Raw genomic sequence first — 18,898 nt, 5'->3', positions numbered from 1 at the left:
TTATTCTCCTGTTACTGACTTAGCTCTTTCGAGGGCTGCGTTGATGTTTGCGCAGATATTTTCCTTGCCAAGCTTTTCTGTCATGCCTGTCTTTTCGCAAAGCAAGAATGGCTGTGTATGGATTCCGCTAAGGATGATTGTGATGCCCTTTCTGTCGCATGCTGCCTTTGCCTGTTCAAGTGCCTGGATTCCGCCAGCATCAAGATAGATCAAGTTGCGCATACGGAAGATGATTGCCTTGCAGTCTGAACCTGCGCGCTCAAGGGCATATTCAAATTTTCTGACAGTTCCAAAGAAGAGGGAACCTTCGATTTCATAGACCATGACACCCTTTGGAAGGTCGATGGTTTCTGTAGATCCGTCTCCTTTGATTCCTGTTACGATTGTTGTGTTACCGGTTTCAACTTCAGAAAGGTCTATGATTTTCTTGATGAAGAAGAAGGCAGCAATGATGAGGCCAACACCGATTGCGTATGTAAGGTCTACAAAAACAGTGATGAGGAATGTAGCTGTAAGAACTGCAATGTCTGACTTCTGTCCTTTAAGGAGTTTTCTGATTGAAGGAATTCCTGCCATGTTCCAGGCAACCTGAATCAAAACTGCAGCAAGGGCTGCCATTGGAATGTATTCAACATACTTGCCAAAGAAAATCATGATGAGGAGAAGCACGATGGCATGGATGATACCTGCTACTGGAGTGCGTCCACCGTTGTTGATGTTTGTAGCTGTACGGGCAATGGCACCTGTTGCAGGAAGTCCACCGAACAAAGGTGATGCAAGGTTTGCGATTCCCTGACCGATGAGCTCATTGTTTGAGTCATGCTTAGCACCGATCATACCGTCAGCGACAACGGCAGAAAGAAGTGATTCGATGGCTGCAAGAACTGCAATGGAAATGGCTGTAGGAAAAACAGTCTTGATTGTCATGAAGCTGAAGTCTGGAGCCTTTGGAGAAGGCAAACTTGATGGAATCTTGTATCTGTCACCGATGAGTGTTGTTTCAAGTCCGCATGTTCTGTTGAGGATGATGTGGATTACTGTAGCTGCGATGATTACGATGAGAGATCCTGGAATCTTCTTTGTTACCTTTGGCCACATGAAAAGAGCTGCAAGTGAAACGACTGCCATGATTGTTGTGTATGCATCGATGGTGTTGAAAATCTGGGAGTAGGCGATCATCTTCTGATGGAATTCACCAGGCATCTTTTCGAGTTTTTCACCAAGAATCATGACTGGATTTGATGCTGTAATTGGAGTGAGACCAAAGAAGTCACCGATCTGACCGCTGGCGATTGTAACTGCGATACCTGCTGTAAATCCAACGACGATTGTGTATGGGATGAACTTTACAAGACCGCCCAGCTTGAATGCACCAAGAAGAATCAGGAGGATTCCTGCGATGACAGTTGCTGTTGCAAGGCCGCCTACGCCAAGCTGAGGATTATTGACGATTGCATAGATGATTACTGTGAATGCACCTGTTGGACCACCAATCTGACAGCGGGTTCCGCCAAAAGCTGCGATACAGAAACCTGCGATGATGGCTGTGTAAAGACCTGTTTCAGGAGAGCATCCTGAAGCAATGGCAAATGCAATGGAAAGTGGGAGAGCCACGATTCCGACGATGATACCTGCAATAGCGTCCTTTGCAAAAGCGGCGCCCGAGTATCCTTTCAATGTGTTAAGTAACTCTGGTTTATACATAGTGCGCGTATTATGATACTTTTATAGAAAATAAACAATTATATATGTTAAAAATGGCTTCCGGCGGGAACCAGGTTTTCGTCATACACGTCATTGCGAGCCCGAATAGAGCGTGGCAATCCATTGCTTTTTGTACCGTCGCTGGGACCCGTCCTTTTTTTAGCTGCTTCATCCATCCCCGGTTGAAAATAGGGGATAAGAAAGCATATCTATATGGATGAAGCACTCCAAAAGGTTTGGTGGGATGCAGGTACAAAAAGTAAGGAGGGGCCCGCCATAAAGGCACAGCGCTTTACGAAAGTGAAGCGGGAGGTATCCATTGCTTTTTGTACCGTCGCTGGGGCCCGCCTTTTTTATTATCTGCTTCATCCATATAGATAATATTATAAAAAGTGTGGTATCTTTATTTCCATGAAAGTTGCTATATTTTTAGGTTCAAAGTCCGATATGGACACAATGAAGAAGGCTGCTGATGTCCTCAGGGACTTTGGCATTGACTATAAGGCTTATGTAATTTCCGCACACAGAGCTGGAGATCTTCTTGTAAAGACAATCAAGAAGGTAGAGGAAGATGGATGCGAGGTAATCATCGCAGGTGCAGGCCTCAGTGCTGCTCTTCCTGGTGTTATTGCAAGCCGTACTGTTCTTCCTGTCGTAGGCGTTCCGCTTGAATGCATCAACCCTGGAAAATCTAACGGCTTGGCTGGAATGGATGCACTTCTTTCCATTGTAATGATGCCGCCACAGATCCCTGTTGCAACGGTTGGAATCGGCAATGCAAAGAACGCAGGTTATCTTGCAGCCCAGATTCTTGCCATCAAGTATCCTGAAATCAAGGCAAAGCTCGTTGAATTCCGTGCAAAGATGACTGCTGATGCTGAGTCAAACGGCGGTGATGGAATTGAATTGTAATTTTCAATTCATTATGTTATCTTTCTAAAATCCATTTCATTTATTATTGAGGAGTATCTCATGGCTAAAGTTGTTGATTACAAAAACGCCGGCGTTGATGTTAATGAAGGTTACAAGGCTGTAGACAAGTACAAGGTGCAGTCACAGCGTGCACGTATCCCAGGCCAGCTTACAGAGCTTGGTGCATTCAACGGAATGTTTGCAATTCCAAAGGGGATGAAAAACCCTATCATGGTAAGCGGAACAGACGGTGTTGGTACAAAACTCGACATTGCATTCCAGATGAAGAAGTACGACACGGTTGGAATCGACTGCGTTGCCATGAGCGTTAATGATATTCTTTGTTCTGGTGTTCAGACAAATTTCTTTCTTGACTACATTGCTTGCGGCAAGCTTGATTCAAGGGTAGCTGGAGAGCTTGTCAAGGGTGTAACAGATGGATGTCTTGAAACTGGATGTGCACTCCTTGGTGGTGAAACAGCTGAAATGCCAGGTTTCTATGATGATGGAAAATATGATCTTGCTGGTTTCGGTGTTGGCGTTGTAGACAAGGCTGACGTTATCGACGGAAAAAAGATCAAGGAAGGCGATGTTCTCATCGGTCTTTCTTCAACAGGTCCACACTCAAATGGATATTCACTTATCAGAAAGCTCGTAAAGAATTTCAATGAAAAGGTAAAGATTGGCGGAAAGGAAAAGAAGATCGGTGACGTTCTCCTTACACCAACACGCATCTATGTTAAGCCTGTTATGGAAGTTATAAAGAAGTTCCCTGGCAGCATTCACGGTATGGTTCATGTTACTGGTGGTGGATTCTACGAGAACCTCCCACGCATGTACCAGCATGCTTCAGAAGGAAAGAAGCAGCTTTGTTCTATGATCAAGAAAGACAGCTGGAAGGTTCCAGAAATCTTCGACATCCTTGTAAAGAAGGGGGCTGATCCAAAACGCATGTTCAACACATTCAACATGGGTATCGGTCTTGTTCTTGCAGTAAGCAAGAAGGATGCAGAAGCCATCCTCAAGATGTTCAACAAGAATGCAAAGAAGTACCACAAGGCTGGAATCGAAGATATGGTTGCCTATGAAATCGGTTACGTTGGTCACACAGACAAGGTGATTAAGGGCGACTTTAAGGGCAGCAAAGAAATGACACAGTTTGTTGACTAATTCTTACATGCTTAAAATACATTAAAAAAGGGCGGGCCCCTCGCGACGGCGAAAAAAAATTGTTACCTCCCGCTTCACTGTAACAAGACTGTGTGTTCAGTTGGCGGGTCCCTCCAATTTCTTTTTCTGCACTCGCACGCACTTGCTACGAGTGCATGTCCCACCCTTTTTTTGTTTTAAAAATAAAGGAATTAATCAACGTTTAAGGCATGAAAATAGAATGCCTTTCACTGAGAAAAAAGGCCCACTTTTTTTATTGATTACTAATTCAGAGGTAAACAAAATGAAAATTGCAGTACTTGTTTCAGGCGGTGGAACAAACCTTCAGGCTCTTATCGATTATCAGAAGTCTCATGAAGACTGTCCATATGAAATTGATGTTGTAATCTCCAGTACAAAAACTGCATACAGCATTGAGCGTGCAAAGAATGCTGGAATCGATTGTGTTATCAAGAGTCCTTTTGCCGTCATGGGAAAGGATGCTGCATCTGCTGCTTCCCGCGAAGAAAAAAACATTGCCGTTTCAAATGCGATCCTCGAGGAGTGCAGGTCACGCGGAATCGATGGAATCGTTCTTGCTGGATATCTGTCTGTTTTGACAGGCGACATCATCAGCGAATACAGCAATAGGATCATAAACCTTCATCCAGCCCTTTTGCCAAAATTCGGTGGAGTAGGGATGTGGGGACACAATGTTCACGAAGCTGTCCTTGCGGCAGGAGAAAAGGAAAGCGGTTGTACAGTCCACTATGTAGACGGTGGCTGTGATACAGGAAAAATCATTGTCCAGAAAAAGGTTCCTGTAATGCCAGGCGATACTGTAGATACCCTTTATGCCCGCATTGCTCCAAAGGAACACGAGGCCATCGTCGAAGGTACAATAGCACTTGTCAATTCAATTCATTAATCAGGGCATCTCTAAAAATTGCAATTTTTAGAGATGCCAATTATTTTTACAGGTTGTTTGCATGTTTCGATTGATGGATGCAGGCAGCCTGCCTACTTTGTCATTAGATAACTGTCCTTAGGCAGAATTATGATTTCTACGCGCCTGTTCTTTGCTCTTCCTTCCGCTGTGCTGTTGCTGGCAGCAGGTTTTGTTCCTCCATATCCCTTGAATGTGAACAGTCTCTTGTTGAGTCCACTGTCCACAAGAGCATTTACGATGGACTGGGCACGCTCGATGGAAAGGTTCATCTGTCCGTTTGGCTTGTTCACATCGGCAGTATGTCCTTCAACAAGAATGCTGTAGTCTCCATCAGCGGTTTCTTTCTTGAGTGTTTCTGCAATTGTGCTGATTCTGTGTTTTTCGCTTTCAAGAAGTTCTGCTGAATCTGCCACAAAACGAAGGTTGTCCACTGTTATCTGGATTCCTGTCTTAATATCTGCAAGACCAATGTCAGGAATTTTCTTTTCAATGAAGTACCTCATGAGTCTATGATATGTAATGTAATAGTTTCTGTCTTTGTTTGGGACCGAAACCTTGTGTTCAAGAAGATCCTTGTCCAAAAGAAGAACGATTTTCCCGTTCTTAAGGAGATCAAGGTTTTCCTTTACAGATGCGATACGAAGATAGTCTTCCTTTGAGATAACAGGATCGCAACGGTTGATACCGTATACCTTCTTTGCGGATATCCAGAGAGGATCTTTTCCAACTCTCCCGTTGTAGTCTTCTATAAGGTCACTGCTGGAATAGTGAACCATACCTTCTTTCTTTGCGGTCTCAGGTACCACCATGTTTTTCTCGTAAACCAGATCCATATCCTCATTCCAGATCTTTGGGAAAAGACAAGGATAAACACGGCTGCTTGAGAATTCTCCCTGGACAGGCTTAGTTCCACGGGCATCGATTACTATACCTGTGTACTTGCGAGATGCGATGCTGTCTATTGGCTGAGGCTGGGTATAGGGTTTTGTGTGTTTTACAAGAGAGGATGAAATGTTCCTAAGGTCGATGTCGTGTTTTGTAAGGAGAGTGCTTCCGCCTTCTGCAAAAACTGAAGGGGTTTTGTGCGATTTGTCTACGATTCTTGTGATGTTTTCAAGTGTAATGGTTCCGTCCAGAACAAGGTCATTGAGTGTCTTTGAATCATCTACATTGAGGGAAAGCAAAGGATCCTTTATGAGGATTGGAAGATCCATTTCGATTCTTTTTACTGACGTGGACTTTCCGCTAGGCATAGGAATTCCTGCTTTTTCAACATCCAGAGAAACATCGGAAATGAAGGAGTTCTTTGTCCAGTTGACGAAGCTGGAGGAGGTCGTTGTCGCGTTTTCCCGAGAAGCGTGGCCATTGGCTGCTGCGACCATTTCGGCTTCCCGTTCCAGTTCCTCATCCGCATACGGAACATAGTGCTGAGGAATATAAGGCTTGTCCATGAAGTCTGCTACATCATATGTTTCTATATAATTTTGGGAAAACACTGCAGGATGAATAAGAACTATATAAATTAATAGTGATTTCAGGATCTTTTTGTTCATATTTCTCCACCGTAAACAATCTATCTTTTCATTTATCGGTTTTTTCTATAGAAGAGTTAAGGAAATTCACGACAATCATTGCTATATAAAAAAAAGTTAAAATAATCTTTAAATTTGAAATTCATGATAATGGCATTATAATTATTTTTGGATTATCAGTATTTTTATTAAACCAAGGAGTTTTTATGGCAAAAAAAGCAAGAAAGTCATCGGTTTCAACCATCATGATAGCAACCATCGTCATGGGACTTGCAGTATTTTCTGTTGTTCTGTTCATGATGATTTCGAGACTCTTGAACAAAGGCCTTGAAGATTATTTTCAGGGTGAACTTGAAAATAGTTCTGAATTGTTTCTTAGGGAAATCAAGACTGAAGAAAATAATCTTGTAAAAGTCCAGACTAGTCTTATTGGTACCCTTGATTCAATTTACAGCGAACTCGGATCTTTCCCAATAGAATTTGTTGATACTGTTGTTAAAAGTGCCTGCAGGAGTTTTGACGTTGATGACCTTACCGTTTATGACGAGAACCTCAATATCTGTAATTCTGTCAGTGTGGCTTCGTCTATCAACAAGACTGATATTTTGAACAGAGCTCTCAATGGCGATACTGTCCTCAAGGTTGAAAAGATGGGGCAGGACGTAAAGATTGTCCGTGCAGTACCAATCAAGCATGGTTCCTATGTAACTGGTGTCCTTGTTGGAATGGCAACTGCTACATCTCAGAAATTCGTTGAAAGAATGAAGTCCCTTACAGGCTGTGACAATACTATTTTTGACGGCACAACCCGTGCGTATACAACTCTTTCCGGTATGCGTGGTTCCGTGATTGCTGATCCTGAACCAATCCGCAGGGCAGAACAGGGCGGAGATTATGCTGGCGTTACTACAATCGGAGGAAAAAAGTATGTAGTTTATTATTTCCCTATGAAAAACAACGAGGGAAAATTCCTTACTACACTCTGGCTTGGAAAGGAACTTGGCATCATTGACCATGTTTCTGCAATCATCTTCAAGCCTCTTGTAAGCATAACAATTGTTCTTGTCCTCATTCTTCTTGCAATCCTCATCCTCATCATCTACATGAGGGTTATCAGACCTCTCAAGAGTGTTGGCGGTGCAATGAGGAGACTTGCTTCTGGAGATGCTGACCTTACAATACGTCTTCCAGTCAACGGCAATGATGAATTTGCTGATATTTCTAAAAATGTAAATACATTCATAATCATGCTCCAGACAATCGTAGAGGAACTCAGCCAGGCTCAGAATTCTCTTTCATCAATCGGTCAGAACCTTGGTGCAAATGCTCAGCAGTCTGCAAGTGCTACAGCTCAGATCATGGCAAACATCCAGGGTGTAAGAAAGCAGTCTGAAAATCAGTCAGAGGCTGTTGCTAACACTACTGGTGTTCTTGGCAAGTCTTCTACAAGCATGAATGCACTTTCAGACCTTGTAGAGAATCAGTCGGCAGGCATTGCAGAATCTTCCGCTGCCATTGAGGAGATGCTTGGAAATATTACTTCTGTTACTAATTCCGTCCATAGAATGGCAAACAGCTTCAATGAACTTGGTGGAACAGTTTCAGACGGCAAAAACAAGCTTGCCAATGTTGACGGTAAGGTCAATGAAATCGCAGAGCAGTCAAAGATGCTTATTCAGGCAAACCAGATCATTGCACAGATTGCGTCTGAGACAAACCTTCTTGCCATGAATGCCGCAATTGAAGCAGCTCATGCAGGTAAGGCTGGAGAAGGCTTCTCTGTTGTTGCAAATGAAATCCGTAAGCTTGCTGAGACTTCAAGCACCCAGTCAAAGAACATCAATATGGAGCTTAAGCAGATTTCTACATCAATCAAAGATGTTGTTTCCCTTTCAAAGGACAGTCAGGCTGCATTCGCACAGATTGTCACACATCTTGATTCGACTGACACGATCATCCGTGAAATCGATAATGCGATGAATGAACAGGAAAATGCTTCCCGTCAGATTTTCAGCGCCCTTAGCGATATGAGGAATCAGGCTATCGAGGTAAACAAGAAATCACAGGAAGTCAACAACGGTATCATTGCGGTTTCAAAGGATATGGATTCTGTTTCTCAGATTTCATCGATCATCCTTGGAAGCATGGATGAAATGACAGCAGGTGCACAGGAAATCAGTTCTGCTTCACAGAGCGTTGCTGACCTTGCATCTGAGACAAGACAGAACATCAACGTAATGCAGGATAAGCTTGGTAAGTTCAAGTTCTAATCTTGTGATATGACACATGGCATAAGGCGGTGATCTTTCGGTCACTGCCTTTTTTTGTTTAAATCCTCAGCTATGATCTAAAATTCAAATATGTAATAGACTTACCTGATTGATTCTGCGATTTCCTTAGCCTTTCCTGATGGAACTTTCAGGATCCAGGTTTCATTTGGCGGAGTGCAGCCCTTGATAAGGGCAGGATTCAGTTTCTTGAGCAGGTTGAGGTCAATGCCTGATTTTTCGGCAATGGTTTCAAGCTTGATGCTTCCTGTGATCTTCAGCTTTCCGAATTTTTCAGGAGTCATCAGTTCTATCCATTTGTCTGCGACTCCAAGGTCTATGGCACCGTAGTATTCAGCATTTTCCACAGCTTCCGTGATTGCTATGAGTTTTGGGACATATAGGATGGATTGTTCTGAAAGAAGTTCAAGATCTGCGAGCATCCAGAAATCTGCCTTGCTTTGCTTTTTTACTCTTTTTACGGCACCAGCTCCCATGTTGTATGCGGCAAGGGCAAGTTCCCAGTTTCCAAGCATTTTGTAGTTGTCGTTTAATTTAGAAAGAGCTGCCTCCGTCTCAATCCATGGATCAAGACGTTCGTCGTACCATTCATTCTTTCTCAAGAAGGGTTCCATGCTGTTTTCCATGAATTGCCACATTCCTGTAGCTCCTGAAACTGAAACTGCATTGGGCCTGTATTCAGATTCAACTATTGGTAGATACTGAAGGAACATTGGCATCTTTTTTTTCTTCAACTGTTCCCTGACATAGACCCTGTATTCAGCAGATTCAATAAGAATATCTGCAAGTCTTTTCCGTCCTTCAGCCGTAAGATAGTAGTCCAGAAATTTCTGTGTCCGTCTATCATCAAGACCTGTTAGACCAATGTCCTTGTGGACAGGCTCCTTGACGGTGTACGGTTTTCTCTTCATTGCGTTTTTTTCAATTTCGATTTGACGGAGCTCCGCAAGATCGTCGATCGTGCTTGTGTCGAGCTTTATGGAATCAGAGGAAATAAGAAAATCTGCGACAGGTTCTGCGAAAAGACTGAAAGCCGTCAAGGCAAGTAGTACTGTTGAGCTTCTTTTTATCACAGCTTTTCACCGTAATATATTCCTGCCCATTCCCAGCGTCCGTGAATTTCAGGGTCAGCAGGGAAGTTAACTTTTCTGAAGTAGAGATACCAGACGTTTACGTAGTTGCTCCATCCTGTTGTCCTTAGGTAAGCTTCCGTAGGAGAAGAAGATGGGTCCAGTTCTGCACTGTATCGGATTCTGTTTCCTCTCATGAAGGATCGCATTGAAAAGCTTTCCTGTGCATTGACGTCGGTTTCGACCTGGCGCCACGACATGGCAAAGAAATTGACCTTTGACTTGTATTTGTCCAAGGCTTTGTAGTTGTAGCTCGAAATGCCTTTCTTGACCGCATCGACAAGGGCATCAAGGGATTCAAAGGTCCAGTCCTTTGAGGAGTTCGAGAAATCGATCAGCTGTTTTGTGCTGAGATATGCGTTAGGATATCCTGAAATCTGCAGTGTGGCGGCGTCATCCTGGTCCAGATACTGGGTGTAGGAACGGATGGCCTGCTTCCATTCACCTTCCTTTTCGTATTCCAGTGCAAGTCTGTAGAAAAGTTCCGTTGTGCTTACGTTGTTGGGGAACCTGGATATAAGCTGGTTGAAGTAAGCGATTCTGTTTGCAGGACTTTCGCTTATCTGGATTAGGTGCTGCAGGCAGACAAAATGGATTGATTTACCTTGAACCATAAGATCGTTGTAGTTGTTGATGATGCGCTCAAAGTAGTATTCCGCAACAGGTTCTGCGTCGTTCTCAAGGTAGGCGTATGCTGTCATAAGGAGCCAGTAGGCGTTGTAAGGATCGTCACCGTGCTTTTCAACCCAATCGGAAAGAAAAAGAATAAGGGATTTATAGTCCTTTACGGAAAGCATGTTGTTTGCAATCCTGTTTACGACCGCATATCTGGTCTCGCTGTTAAGGTCTGTCCTATCGAGAAGGGTTTCAAGCTGGTTCTGGGTTGTCCTGTATGACTTTGAAAATGCGCCTGGAAGAATTTTACCCCTGTAGGAGCGGCCGCAGCTTGAAAAAACTGTAATAATTGCAAGAATAATCAGTGTTTTCCCGATTTTTTTTAACATGTGGTAGATTTTAGCATACAATTATTGTATTGTAAACGAAAGGGCAAACGGATGAACGACAAGAAAGTATCACCAGCGGTTTTAAGAAAGCAGGGGTTCCTTCTGGGAATGGGACTTACCTTGATCATTGACGGAATTCTTATCTGTCTTGTGAATTTTCATTTAATCAATGTTACGCTAAAACAGATATGGCCGCTTTTTGTTGTCATTGCGGGATTCTGTTTTCTTGGCTCTGATCTTTTCATTTATAGAAGATTGAGAACAGCATTCCTTTTCCCTTCCATCATGTTGATTTTTCTCGGTGTGGCATTTCTGGTGTTCTCATCGGATGTGTTCAACATTTCATTCAGAAAGTTTATATCCGTTTGCTGGCCTATAGTCCTTGTTGTATTCGGTATTCTTTTGCTTTCCGTGTATGGGATCCAGAGAATAAACAACAAGCAGTTTCCGTATATGCAGGACGATACATTGGAAGAAGACAACTACTAGGAGAGTTGCTTTTTTGACAAGACTGAATTTCATCAGCCGTGGATGGCATGCATTCATGGTTGTTTCTATATTTGCACTTTTCTCATGCGGAAGCTCGCCTGAATCTCAGCCTAAGGCTGTCGAAGAGAATATTGTCATCGATGACTCTGAGGCCGTTTATGTTCCAGTGGCGTCACCAAAGAAGAAATCATTTTTTGCTTCTATAAAAAAGCAGGACATGGAAGCCATTGAAATCGGATCGCCGCAGAGCCTAAGGCAGGCATACAACAATCTTCATAAAAGCGTAGAGGAAGGATATTCAGATTCCGAGAGGACAATCCTCAATATAATTTCCGTGATGATGGACGTGGCGTGGCCTTCTGAAAAAGGCAACATGGTTTCGCCTAGGATCATAAATACGGATCAGTACAGCGGAATCGTTGACAGCGTACGAAACGGCATCTATGACCTGAGCGCGGATTCTTCGGATTTTCTTCTGTCTTTATTGCCATCACTAGTGATTCTTTCTTCCAGCAACATGTCGGAGTATTACGGAAAGGCTGAGGAATCCCTTTCAAAGGCTCTTGAATTCAGGCCTGATTCCGTAATTGCAAACTATGTCATGGGTGTCCTTTATCTTAGGACAGGACGGGCAGAAGAAGCCCTCAAGCATCTTAATACGGCAAACGGAAAATATTCTGCAGGTACGAAGGAAATACTTCTTGCTATTGCCGATGCCTGCTTTGAGACTGATAATCTTGAGCTTGCCCTTACGGTCGGTGAGCAGCTGCTTGCAAGGAATCCTCAGGACACAATGATTCTTGACCTCTGTGCAAGATCTGCCTATGCCCTGGGGGATCTGGACAAGACGGAGTCATACATCGTACGTATCCTTCTTCTTGAGCCTGACAATGCGGACTATGTTCTTTTCCGTGCACGCATACTTATGCAGAAGCAGGACTTTATCCGTGCGTCTTCCCTGCTTGATGTCTGTGCCCGTAAAAACCAGACGACAAGGGAATATTATATTCTCCGTGCAAGGCTGCAGTGTGACTGGAATAAGAACTACACCAGTGCGGCAGAAACTGCTTCAAAGGCATTGGAGCTGTATCCTGATGACTTGGACATCATGTTGCTTGCGGCAGAAATGGCATCCCTTACAGGTAAATCTGTAAACGGTATGTCTGCCATGGAAATAGCACGCAAGGCGTTGGAAAAAGATCCTTCCAACAGCAAGGCAAACGAGATCTGCATCAGTGAAATGTACAGGAATGGTGAATATCAGCAGGCTTATGCCCTTAGCAGCAGGATGGTAAAAGAACAGAATGTTCAGAAATCAGTGCTCTATACCCATATTGATGTGTGTCTTGCCCTTAGAAGAACTACAGAAGCTGGAAATATTGCGGGGCGACTCTATAAGGAAAATCCAGGGGATGAAGAGGCACAGATGGCATATATAAAGGTTCTTGCCGCCTCTGGACAAGGAGGAACGGCAAACCAGCTCATAGCAAAGCTGCTTCCTGACGCAAATGCCAAGATGAAAAGCTTTCTCTATTACGAACGGAGTTTCCTGCAGGGAACCGAAGATCAGATTCTTTCAGATCTCCGTTCAAGCCTGACAGCAAATCCAAGAAACAAAGATTCTCTCTATCGTCTCTATCAGATCTACTATAACAAAAAGGATTGGCGCCGTGCCCAGTACTACCTGAAGCAGGTTGTTGCCCTGGATCCTGCAAACAGCATCTATGTCCGCCAGAATTCAGAGCTGGACAAGCTTCTTAAACGCTGAAAAGCATATTTTTGTATAGCCTTTTTGGGAATCTTTTGTTTTTTTAGTTTCTCCTAGGGGTCTGTCCCCTCTGTCCAAGAATTGCGCTGCAATTCTTGTGACGAAAGTTAATGGGTAGGCTGGTTGTAGAAAAGCAAGGCTTTCGTCAAGGGTCTGTCCCCTCTGATCAAGAATTGCGCTGCAATTCTTGTGACGAAAGTTAATGGGTAGACTGGTTGTAGAAAAGCAAGGCTTTCGTCAGGGGTCTGTCCCCTCTGTTCTTGACGTCCGTTCATTTTCCTGCTTTTTTCAATGTAAAATATCCTTGAATTTGCCCTTGAATCGTGTTATCTTATGTTACTATTTTTAAATAGAAAAATTAAAAGGTAGGAATTTAATATGTTCAATGCACTTTTATTGCAGGCAGCTGCACAGCCAGCACCAGGCGGATTTGGAATGATCATGCCTCTCGTTCTTATCGTGGGAATCATGTATCTCTTTATGATTCGTCCACAGCAGAAAAAGCAGAAAGAAACACAGAAGATGCTCGATGCTCTCAAGAAGGGTGACAAGGTTATCACAATCGGTGGTATCCATGGAACAGTATCTTCTACAAAGGAAAATACTGTAGTGGTTAAGGTTGATGACAACACAAAGATTGAATTCAACCGTACAGCTATTGCGACAGTTGTTACTGACAAGCCTGCTGAAGAACCAAAGACAGAAAAGAAGTCACTTTTTGGAAAAAAGGCAAAAAATACTGAAGAGTCAGCTACAGCTGCAGCTTCAGAAACTGAGGAAAAATAAATGAACAAGAAAAGTCGTTTGATTACAATTCTTGCTGTGCTTGCAGTCTGCTTTGCATTCCTGTGGCCAACAATCAGTTGGTATGCACGCACTCCAAAAGAAGACCAGGCTTTGGCATTGAGCTCACTTGAAAGCATCAAGGACTACTCAAGCTTTAAGGCTGCTTCTGACGTAAAGACAATGGTTGCTGCTGTAAAGGCAGATCCAGAGACACTTGTTGCCGCTGACCAGGAATGGCTCAAGGAACAGGTAAAGAAAAACTATAAGCTTGAGGAAAAGAAGTATTCAGAACCACTCAAGCTTGTTGATGCCCTCAATTCATTCTCTTCAAGGACAGAACTTGTGAACTTTGTGGAGGGCGTATACCGCAAGCGCATTCTCAAGAACAAGGATTTCTACAAGAACTCCGTAAAGCTTGGTCTTGATCTTTCAGGCGGTATGAATGTCATCGTAAAGGCCGACCTTGATTCTGTTTTGGCAAACAAGGGTGATTCACCTTATTCCGATGAAATGCTCAAGGCTGATGCAATGGCTCAGGCTGTAGAGACTCTCTCAAACCGCATCGACCGTTTCGGTCTTTCTTCACCTACAATCAGACAGCAGGGCGAAGACCGCATCTACATTGAACTTCCAGGTTCGGCAGAAGCTGATCAGATCAACTCGATCATTCAGGGTCGTGGTATCCTCAACTTCCGCCTTGTAGACAACGAAGCTACACAGGCATTCACAACATACTACTACAACCACATGGACAGCACATTCGACAGCAAGGGACGTCTCATCGACTCTTCTGTGATTCCAGAAGACTGTGTTGTAATGGGGTACTATACAACAGATGCCTATGGTCTTGATCAGAGGGAAGGTTACCTCGTCGTAAAGAAGGAAATCGCACTTGATGGTAAGCACATCAAGTCTGCTGAAGTTGGTTCAGAAGATCTTACTGGTAAGCCACAGGTTAACTTCGTTCTTGACGGTGAAGGTGCAGAAATCTTCGGAAAGTTCACAGGTGAACATGTTGGAGAAAGCCTCTGTATCATCAGTGACGACAAGGTAAAGTCAAACGCAAGAATCCAGACAGCAATCACAGGTGGTCGTGTCGCAATCACTGGTTTCGGAATCCAGGAAGCACAGAACCTCCGCAAGGTTCTTCAGACAGCATGGCTCGATGTTCCACTTTCAGTTGAAAGTCAGCAGGTTATCGGTGCTTCTCTCGGTGACCAGGCAATCAAGCAGGGTATCCTTGCTATCGCTGTCGGTCTCGTAGCTATCATGATCTTCATGCTCATCTGGTACAAGGGTGCAGGTGTAAACGCATGTGTTGCACAGGTTCTCAATCTCTACATCATGTTCTCGATCCTCAGTGCCCTTAACCTTACAGTTACACTCCCAATGATTGCAGGTATGATCCTTACTATTGGTATGGCTGTTGATGCCAACGTAATCATCTTTGAACGCATCAAGGAAGAACGCCGTCTTGGAAAGGACAGAGCTTCTTCGATGAACACAGGTTTCAACAACGCATTCTGGGCAATCATGGACTCCAACATCACGACATTTATCGCAGCCATCTTCATGTCACAGCTTGGTACAGGTTCTGTACAGGGCTTTGCATACAGCTTGGCAATCGGTGTTGTTTCAACATTGTTCACAACATTGTTCGTTTCTCGCCTCATGTTCGACTTCCAGACAGAAGTCATCGGTAAGAAAAACATCAGCATTGGCTGGGGGATTAAATAATGAAAACAGTAAAGCAGTTCAGTAAAGCATTTCCTGCCTGTGCCATTGCAAGTGCCGCAGTTATCGTTCTCGGTGTTGCAGGAATTTTCGTACGCGGAATCAACTTCGGCATTGATTTCGTTCCAGGTCTTGTAGAGGAAGTACGCATCGCTCCATCGGCAATTGAACTTACATACAAGGGTTCAGCAAGCGTAAGCGTTGAAACTTCTAATGTTGCACTTTCACTCGTTATTTCGGGAACTGGTGCAGAAAACGAAACAAAGACATTTACATACGGTCAGAATCCAACTATCCGTGACATGGCAAATGCCCTCAACGGCGTAGAAGGCGTTACAGCTACAGTTGTTAATTCTGCTTCTGCAGATTCTTACGGAATCTATACAGACAGCGCATCAACAGCTCGCCTTTCTTTTGATCAGGCTGTAAAGCTCTATGTGTCTGATGCTTCAAACAACGTGTCTATTGATGCAGTTCGTGAAAGCCTTGCTTCTCAGAATGTTGCTGTAAAGGAACTTGGAGATGCTTCAAACCGCAGCTTCCAGATTCGTGCAGCAATGGGAAAGGATGACGAGACATCTGTTGAGACACTTCAGAATGGTATCACAGGTTCCCTCAAGGCAAAGTTCGGTGCTGACAATATTGCAATCGTAAAGACGGATTTCGTAGGTTCAAGCTTCTCTTCAAGCAACGCATGGAAGTCAGTTGTTCTTGCATTGGTAACACTCTTTGCAATCTGGTTCTATGCAACTATCCGTTTCCACTGGGACTTCGCTCTTGGTGCAATCATTGCCCTTATCCATGACTGTATGATCATGTTTGCATTCATTTCATGGACACAGGTTGAATTCTCAACAACATCATTTGCAGCTGTTCTCACAATCTTTGGTTATTCTATCAACGCTACAGTTGTTATCCTTGACCGCGTTCGTGAAAACATCAAGCTTGTTGATACAAAGGATTTCAAGGTTATCCTCGATACGTCTATCAATGGAACTTTGAGCCGTTCAATCATTACAACAGTTACAACTTTGTTTGCTTCTTGTGCACTTCTCGTGTTCACATCAGGAAGCATCCGTGACTTTGCACAGATCCTTACAGTTGGTCTTATCTCTGGATGTTATTCATCTATGTTCATCAGCTCTGGATTTATTTCATGGGCACGCCGCAACTGGCAGCCTGGTGAATGGGCAAATCATGTAAAGCCACACAACTCGTAAGCTGAAATCTACAAGTTGAAAAATGAAGGATCCTTCGGAATGTTGATGACTTTCCGAAGGATTTTTTTTTTTTCGTAGCAGCTGCAGCTTGATGCATATTTTATTTAATTTTCTTTTGTAGTATATTTTCTTTCATGGAAATTATTCGTGCACGGGTGCTTGGTTTTTGTTTTGGAGTTCGCCGTGCTGTGGAAACTGCGGAAAATGCCATAGCTGAGAATTCCGATTCCTTGAAAAAAATATTTACTCTTGGTCCCTTGGTCCATAATCCCGTTGTAATGGATTCCCTTGGTAGATGCGGTGTGCAGGTGATAGATGGATCTTCCTTTGAGATGCTGGACAAAAAGTCTGTCGTGGTGATCCGTGCCCATGGAACGACGCCAGAAATCATTGACTCCTTAAAAGAGAGGCAGGTTCAGATTCTTGATGCGACATGTCCTAAAGTTCATTTGAGCCAGAAAAGGGCAAAGGAATGGTCCGAGAAGGGATACTTTGTCATCATAGCTGGTGACAAGAATCATGGTGAGGTTGTGAGCATTTCATCCTATGCAAAAGGTTACTGTAAGGTCATAGAAAATGCAGGGGAGGCATCTGACCTTGATTTACCGAAAAATTGTGTGCTAATAGCCCAGACAACTTTCAGTCCTGTTGAATTTGAAAAGATAAAGGACATTCTCGTTTCAAAGAATAAGGAGCTTGTCATCTTCAATTCAATCTGCTCTGCGACCATGGAACGACAGGAAGCTCTTGTTGGCCTGAAGGATAAAGCTGATGGCATCATTGTCATCGGTGGAAAAAATTCAGCCAATACAAAAAGACTTTATGAGACGGCGGCTTCAATCTGTCCCAAAACAGTGCTCATAGAAGATGCAGAGGAAATACCTGATAGTTTTTTAGGCATGAAAAAAGTTGCGCTTACAGCAGGGGCAAGTACACCTGATTCTACGATAGAAAGGGTTGAGTTGTTCCTTAAAGATGAAAAATAAGTTATAATTTAGTATATTATGTCTAATTGTGAATAATTTTTGGAGGAGATAAAAAATGAAAAAAATTATCATGGCAGCGGCAGTAGCTGTATCTTCGGCAGTGTTATTTGCTTATAACCCACCAATGGGCGGAGAAGAATTTTTTAGACTTGCAAACCCAGAGATGCTCAGCGGTGCATCATCATCGGCAGCAGGTGGTCCATCATTCAATGTAATTCCAGCATCGATTACCTACAATCCTGCACTTCCAGCAAACAGTGAGATCATTACATTTGATTTGAGCGGAACTCTTATGATCAACTGCGACAAGAAGGACGGCGATAAGTCTACTGGTTCTGCATTTGAGACAGGCGTAATCATTCCAACAAAGTTCGCTGCTTTCACGGCAACAACAAGCGGAGTTTTCTCAGAGATGATTGGAATGCCAGTCGGTAAAATCTGGGATGTTCACGCTGGTGCATCAAAGGATATCCTTGACTGGCTTTCAGTTGGTGCAAACTTCTACTATCGTTCATACAGAGGTTTTGATATGGATTCCAGCTATGCGATCGGTGCTGATGTAGGCGCCCTTGCAAGAGTTGGTGATTTCGGTTTCCTTAAGGATGTTCGCCTTGGTGCTGCAGTCCTCAACATGGGAAAACCTGCTGACTTCAAGACAGGTGGTATTGATAAAAAGGAAGAATGTTCAAAGTATCCAACAATCTTTACACCTCGTGCAGGTGTAGCAGCTCAGCTTTTTGAGGCTGGTGACTGGATCGGTTCTTTCAGTGCAGATGTATGCATGCCAACATATGTAAAGAACTTTATTACTGACCTTGCATTTGAAGTTTCCTATGCAGAAAAGCTTAAGATCAACTTAGGCTGGCAGTATAACCTTCGTGAATGCGTAGAAGGTGGAAGCGATGGTATTTCAAGCTGTTCCGTAGGTGTTTCCTACAAGTTCGGTACAAAGATCGGAAGCAAGGAAAGCAGCATCACTCCAGCTATGGCAACTCAGTACCTTTACAGCGGAATACTTGCTCTCAGTGGCGGTGCAAGAGTTGACCTTGGACAGAAGGATACTTCTGGTGCAGAAATCGAGATGTGGTAATTCCTCATCGGACGGTTGATGATTTTATCAATGAATTGGAAAGAAGGGTCAGGATTTCTTATGTCGGATTTCATGACCCTTTTTTATTCGAGCGTAGGGGTTGATGCTCAGACGCTCTGCGTTCAAGATGTTTATTTGTAACATAAATCTAAATTAA

Annotated in this window: 15 protein-coding genes; 11 read left to right on the top strand and 4 right to left on the bottom strand. The window is 43.5% G+C overall.

Going from position 1 to position 18,898, the window contains the following annotated elements:
* Complete coding sequence (locus ACKI39_RS09895; protein ID WP_407400069.1) at positions 1-1,704, bottom strand: SulP family inorganic anion transporter; 1,704 nt, start codon at positions 1,702-1,704, stop codon at positions 1-3.
* A gap of 411 nt (positions 1,705-2,115) precedes the next feature.
* Between ACKI39_RS09895 and purE the strand changes: the two genes are divergently transcribed.
* The 3 genes from purE (at position 2,116) to purN (ending at position 4,693) form a co-directional block, all read left to right on the top strand.
* Positions 2,116-2,616 carry a 5-(carboxyamino)imidazole ribonucleotide mutase gene (gene purE, locus ACKI39_RS09890; RefSeq protein WP_407400067.1) on the top strand — a complete coding sequence of 167 codons (501 nt, stop codon included), beginning with the start codon at positions 2,116-2,118 and terminating at the stop codon, positions 2,614-2,616.
* A gap of 60 nt (positions 2,617-2,676) precedes the next feature.
* Positions 2,677-3,786 (top strand): phosphoribosylformylglycinamidine cyclo-ligase, encoded by a 1,110-nt coding sequence (gene purM / locus ACKI39_RS09885; RefSeq protein ID WP_407400065.1) that lies wholly within the window; start codon positions 2,677-2,679, stop codon positions 3,784-3,786.
* Positions 3,787-4,069: 283 nt separating this feature from the next.
* On the top strand, positions 4,070-4,693 hold the full coding sequence (gene purN / locus ACKI39_RS09880; RefSeq protein ID WP_407400063.1) for a phosphoribosylglycinamide formyltransferase: 624 nt from the start codon (positions 4,070-4,072) through the stop codon (positions 4,691-4,693).
* A 92-nt stretch (positions 4,694-4,785) separates the two neighbouring features.
* Here the strand turns inward: purN and ACKI39_RS09875 are convergent, their stop codons facing one another.
* Positions 4,786-6,267 carry an OmpA family protein gene (locus tag ACKI39_RS09875; protein ID WP_407400061.1) on the bottom strand — a complete coding sequence of 494 codons (1,482 nt, stop codon included), beginning with the start codon at positions 6,265-6,267 and terminating at the stop codon, positions 4,786-4,788.
* 185 nt (positions 6,268-6,452) lie between these two features.
* Here ACKI39_RS09875 and ACKI39_RS09870 point away from each other — a divergent pair, with 185 nt between their 5' ends.
* On the top strand, positions 6,453-8,516 hold the full coding sequence (locus ACKI39_RS09870; RefSeq protein ID WP_407400059.1) for a methyl-accepting chemotaxis protein: 2,064 nt from the start codon (positions 6,453-6,455) through the stop codon (positions 8,514-8,516).
* 101 nt (positions 8,517-8,617) lie between these two features.
* Here ACKI39_RS09870 and ACKI39_RS09865 read toward each other — a convergent pair whose 3' ends face one another.
* Positions 8,618-9,607 carry a lytic transglycosylase domain-containing protein gene (locus ACKI39_RS09865; RefSeq protein WP_407400057.1) on the bottom strand — a complete coding sequence of 330 codons (990 nt, stop codon included), beginning with the start codon at positions 9,605-9,607 and terminating at the stop codon, positions 8,618-8,620.
* The gene (locus tag ACKI39_RS09860) at positions 9,604-10,668 is read right to left on the bottom strand and encodes a tetratricopeptide repeat protein (protein WP_407400055.1); all 1,065 of its coding nucleotides are present in this window, start codon (positions 10,666-10,668) and stop codon (positions 9,604-9,606) included. The genes ACKI39_RS09865 and ACKI39_RS09860 overlap by 4 nt, the downstream gene beginning before the upstream one ends.
* Before the next feature lie 51 nt (positions 10,669-10,719).
* On the opposite strand from ACKI39_RS09860, the gene ACKI39_RS09855 reads away from it, so the two are divergent.
* The 7 genes from ACKI39_RS09855 (at position 10,720) to ACKI39_RS09825 (ending at position 18,741) form a co-directional block, all read left to right on the top strand.
* Entirely contained in the window at positions 10,720-11,157 is a 438-nt protein-coding gene (locus tag ACKI39_RS09855) for a hypothetical protein (RefSeq protein ID WP_407400053.1), read from the top strand.
* Between the two features lie 13 nt (positions 11,158-11,170).
* Positions 11,171-12,925 (top strand): tetratricopeptide repeat protein, encoded by a 1,755-nt coding sequence (locus ACKI39_RS09850; protein ID WP_407400051.1) that lies wholly within the window; start codon positions 11,171-11,173, stop codon positions 12,923-12,925.
* A gap of 378 nt (positions 12,926-13,303) precedes the next feature.
* On the top strand, positions 13,304-13,711 hold the full coding sequence (gene yajC / locus ACKI39_RS09845) for a preprotein translocase subunit YajC (protein ID WP_407400049.1): 408 nt from the start codon (positions 13,304-13,306) through the stop codon (positions 13,709-13,711).
* The gene (gene secD / locus ACKI39_RS09840; RefSeq protein ID WP_407400047.1) at positions 13,712-15,448 is read left to right on the top strand and encodes a protein translocase subunit SecD; all 1,737 of its coding nucleotides are present in this window, start codon (positions 13,712-13,714) and stop codon (positions 15,446-15,448) included.
* Complete coding sequence (gene secF / locus ACKI39_RS09835) at positions 15,448-16,665, top strand: protein translocase subunit SecF (RefSeq protein WP_407400045.1); 1,218 nt, start codon at positions 15,448-15,450, stop codon at positions 16,663-16,665. The genes secD and secF overlap by 1 nt, the downstream gene beginning before the upstream one ends.
* A 134-nt stretch (positions 16,666-16,799) precedes the next feature.
* A complete protein-coding gene (gene ispH, locus ACKI39_RS09830) occupies positions 16,800-17,651 on the top strand; it encodes a 4-hydroxy-3-methylbut-2-enyl diphosphate reductase (RefSeq protein WP_407400043.1) in 852 nt (283 codons plus the stop codon).
* Positions 17,652-17,706: 55 nt separating this feature from the next.
* Positions 17,707-18,741: a hypothetical protein gene (locus tag ACKI39_RS09825; RefSeq protein WP_407400041.1), complete on the top strand. Its 1,035-nt coding sequence runs from the start codon at positions 17,707-17,709 to the stop codon at positions 18,739-18,741.
* The last annotated feature ends 157 nt before the right edge of the window (positions 18,742-18,898 follow it).

Source organism: Treponema sp., assembly GCF_045641405.1.
In the GTDB taxonomy this organism is placed as follows: Bacteria; Spirochaetota; Spirochaetia; order Treponematales; family Treponemataceae; genus Treponema_D.
This window is presented reverse-complemented; position numbering and strand designations above follow the sequence as displayed.

Coding starts and splice junctions, on each gene's coding strand:
- ACKI39_RS09895 (WP_407400069.1), bottom strand. CDS start 1,704: ATGTATAAACCAGAGTTACTTAACACATTGAAAGGATACTCGGGCGCC.
- purE (WP_407400067.1), top strand. CDS start 2,116: ATGAAAGTTGCTATATTTTTAGGTTCAAAGTCCGATATGGACACAATG.
- purM (WP_407400065.1), top strand. CDS start 2,677: ATGGCTAAAGTTGTTGATTACAAAAACGCCGGCGTTGATGTTAATGAA.
- purN (WP_407400063.1), top strand. CDS start 4,070: ATGAAAATTGCAGTACTTGTTTCAGGCGGTGGAACAAACCTTCAGGCT.
- ACKI39_RS09875 (WP_407400061.1), bottom strand. CDS start 6,267: ATGAACAAAAAGATCCTGAAATCACTATTAATTTATATAGTTCTTATT.
- ACKI39_RS09870 (WP_407400059.1), top strand. CDS start 6,453: ATGGCAAAAAAAGCAAGAAAGTCATCGGTTTCAACCATCATGATAGCA.
- ACKI39_RS09860 (WP_407400055.1), bottom strand. CDS start 10,668: ATGTTAAAAAAAATCGGGAAAACACTGATTATTCTTGCAATTATTACA.
- ACKI39_RS09855 (WP_407400053.1), top strand. CDS start 10,720: ATGAACGACAAGAAAGTATCACCAGCGGTTTTAAGAAAGCAGGGGTTC.
- yajC (WP_407400049.1), top strand. CDS start 13,304: ATGTTCAATGCACTTTTATTGCAGGCAGCTGCACAGCCAGCACCAGGC.
- secD (WP_407400047.1), top strand. CDS start 13,712: ATGAACAAGAAAAGTCGTTTGATTACAATTCTTGCTGTGCTTGCAGTC.
- secF (WP_407400045.1), top strand. CDS start 15,448: ATGAAAACAGTAAAGCAGTTCAGTAAAGCATTTCCTGCCTGTGCCATT.
- ispH (WP_407400043.1), top strand. CDS start 16,800: ATGGAAATTATTCGTGCACGGGTGCTTGGTTTTTGTTTTGGAGTTCGC.
- ACKI39_RS09825 (WP_407400041.1), top strand. CDS start 17,707: ATGAAAAAAATTATCATGGCAGCGGCAGTAGCTGTATCTTCGGCAGTG.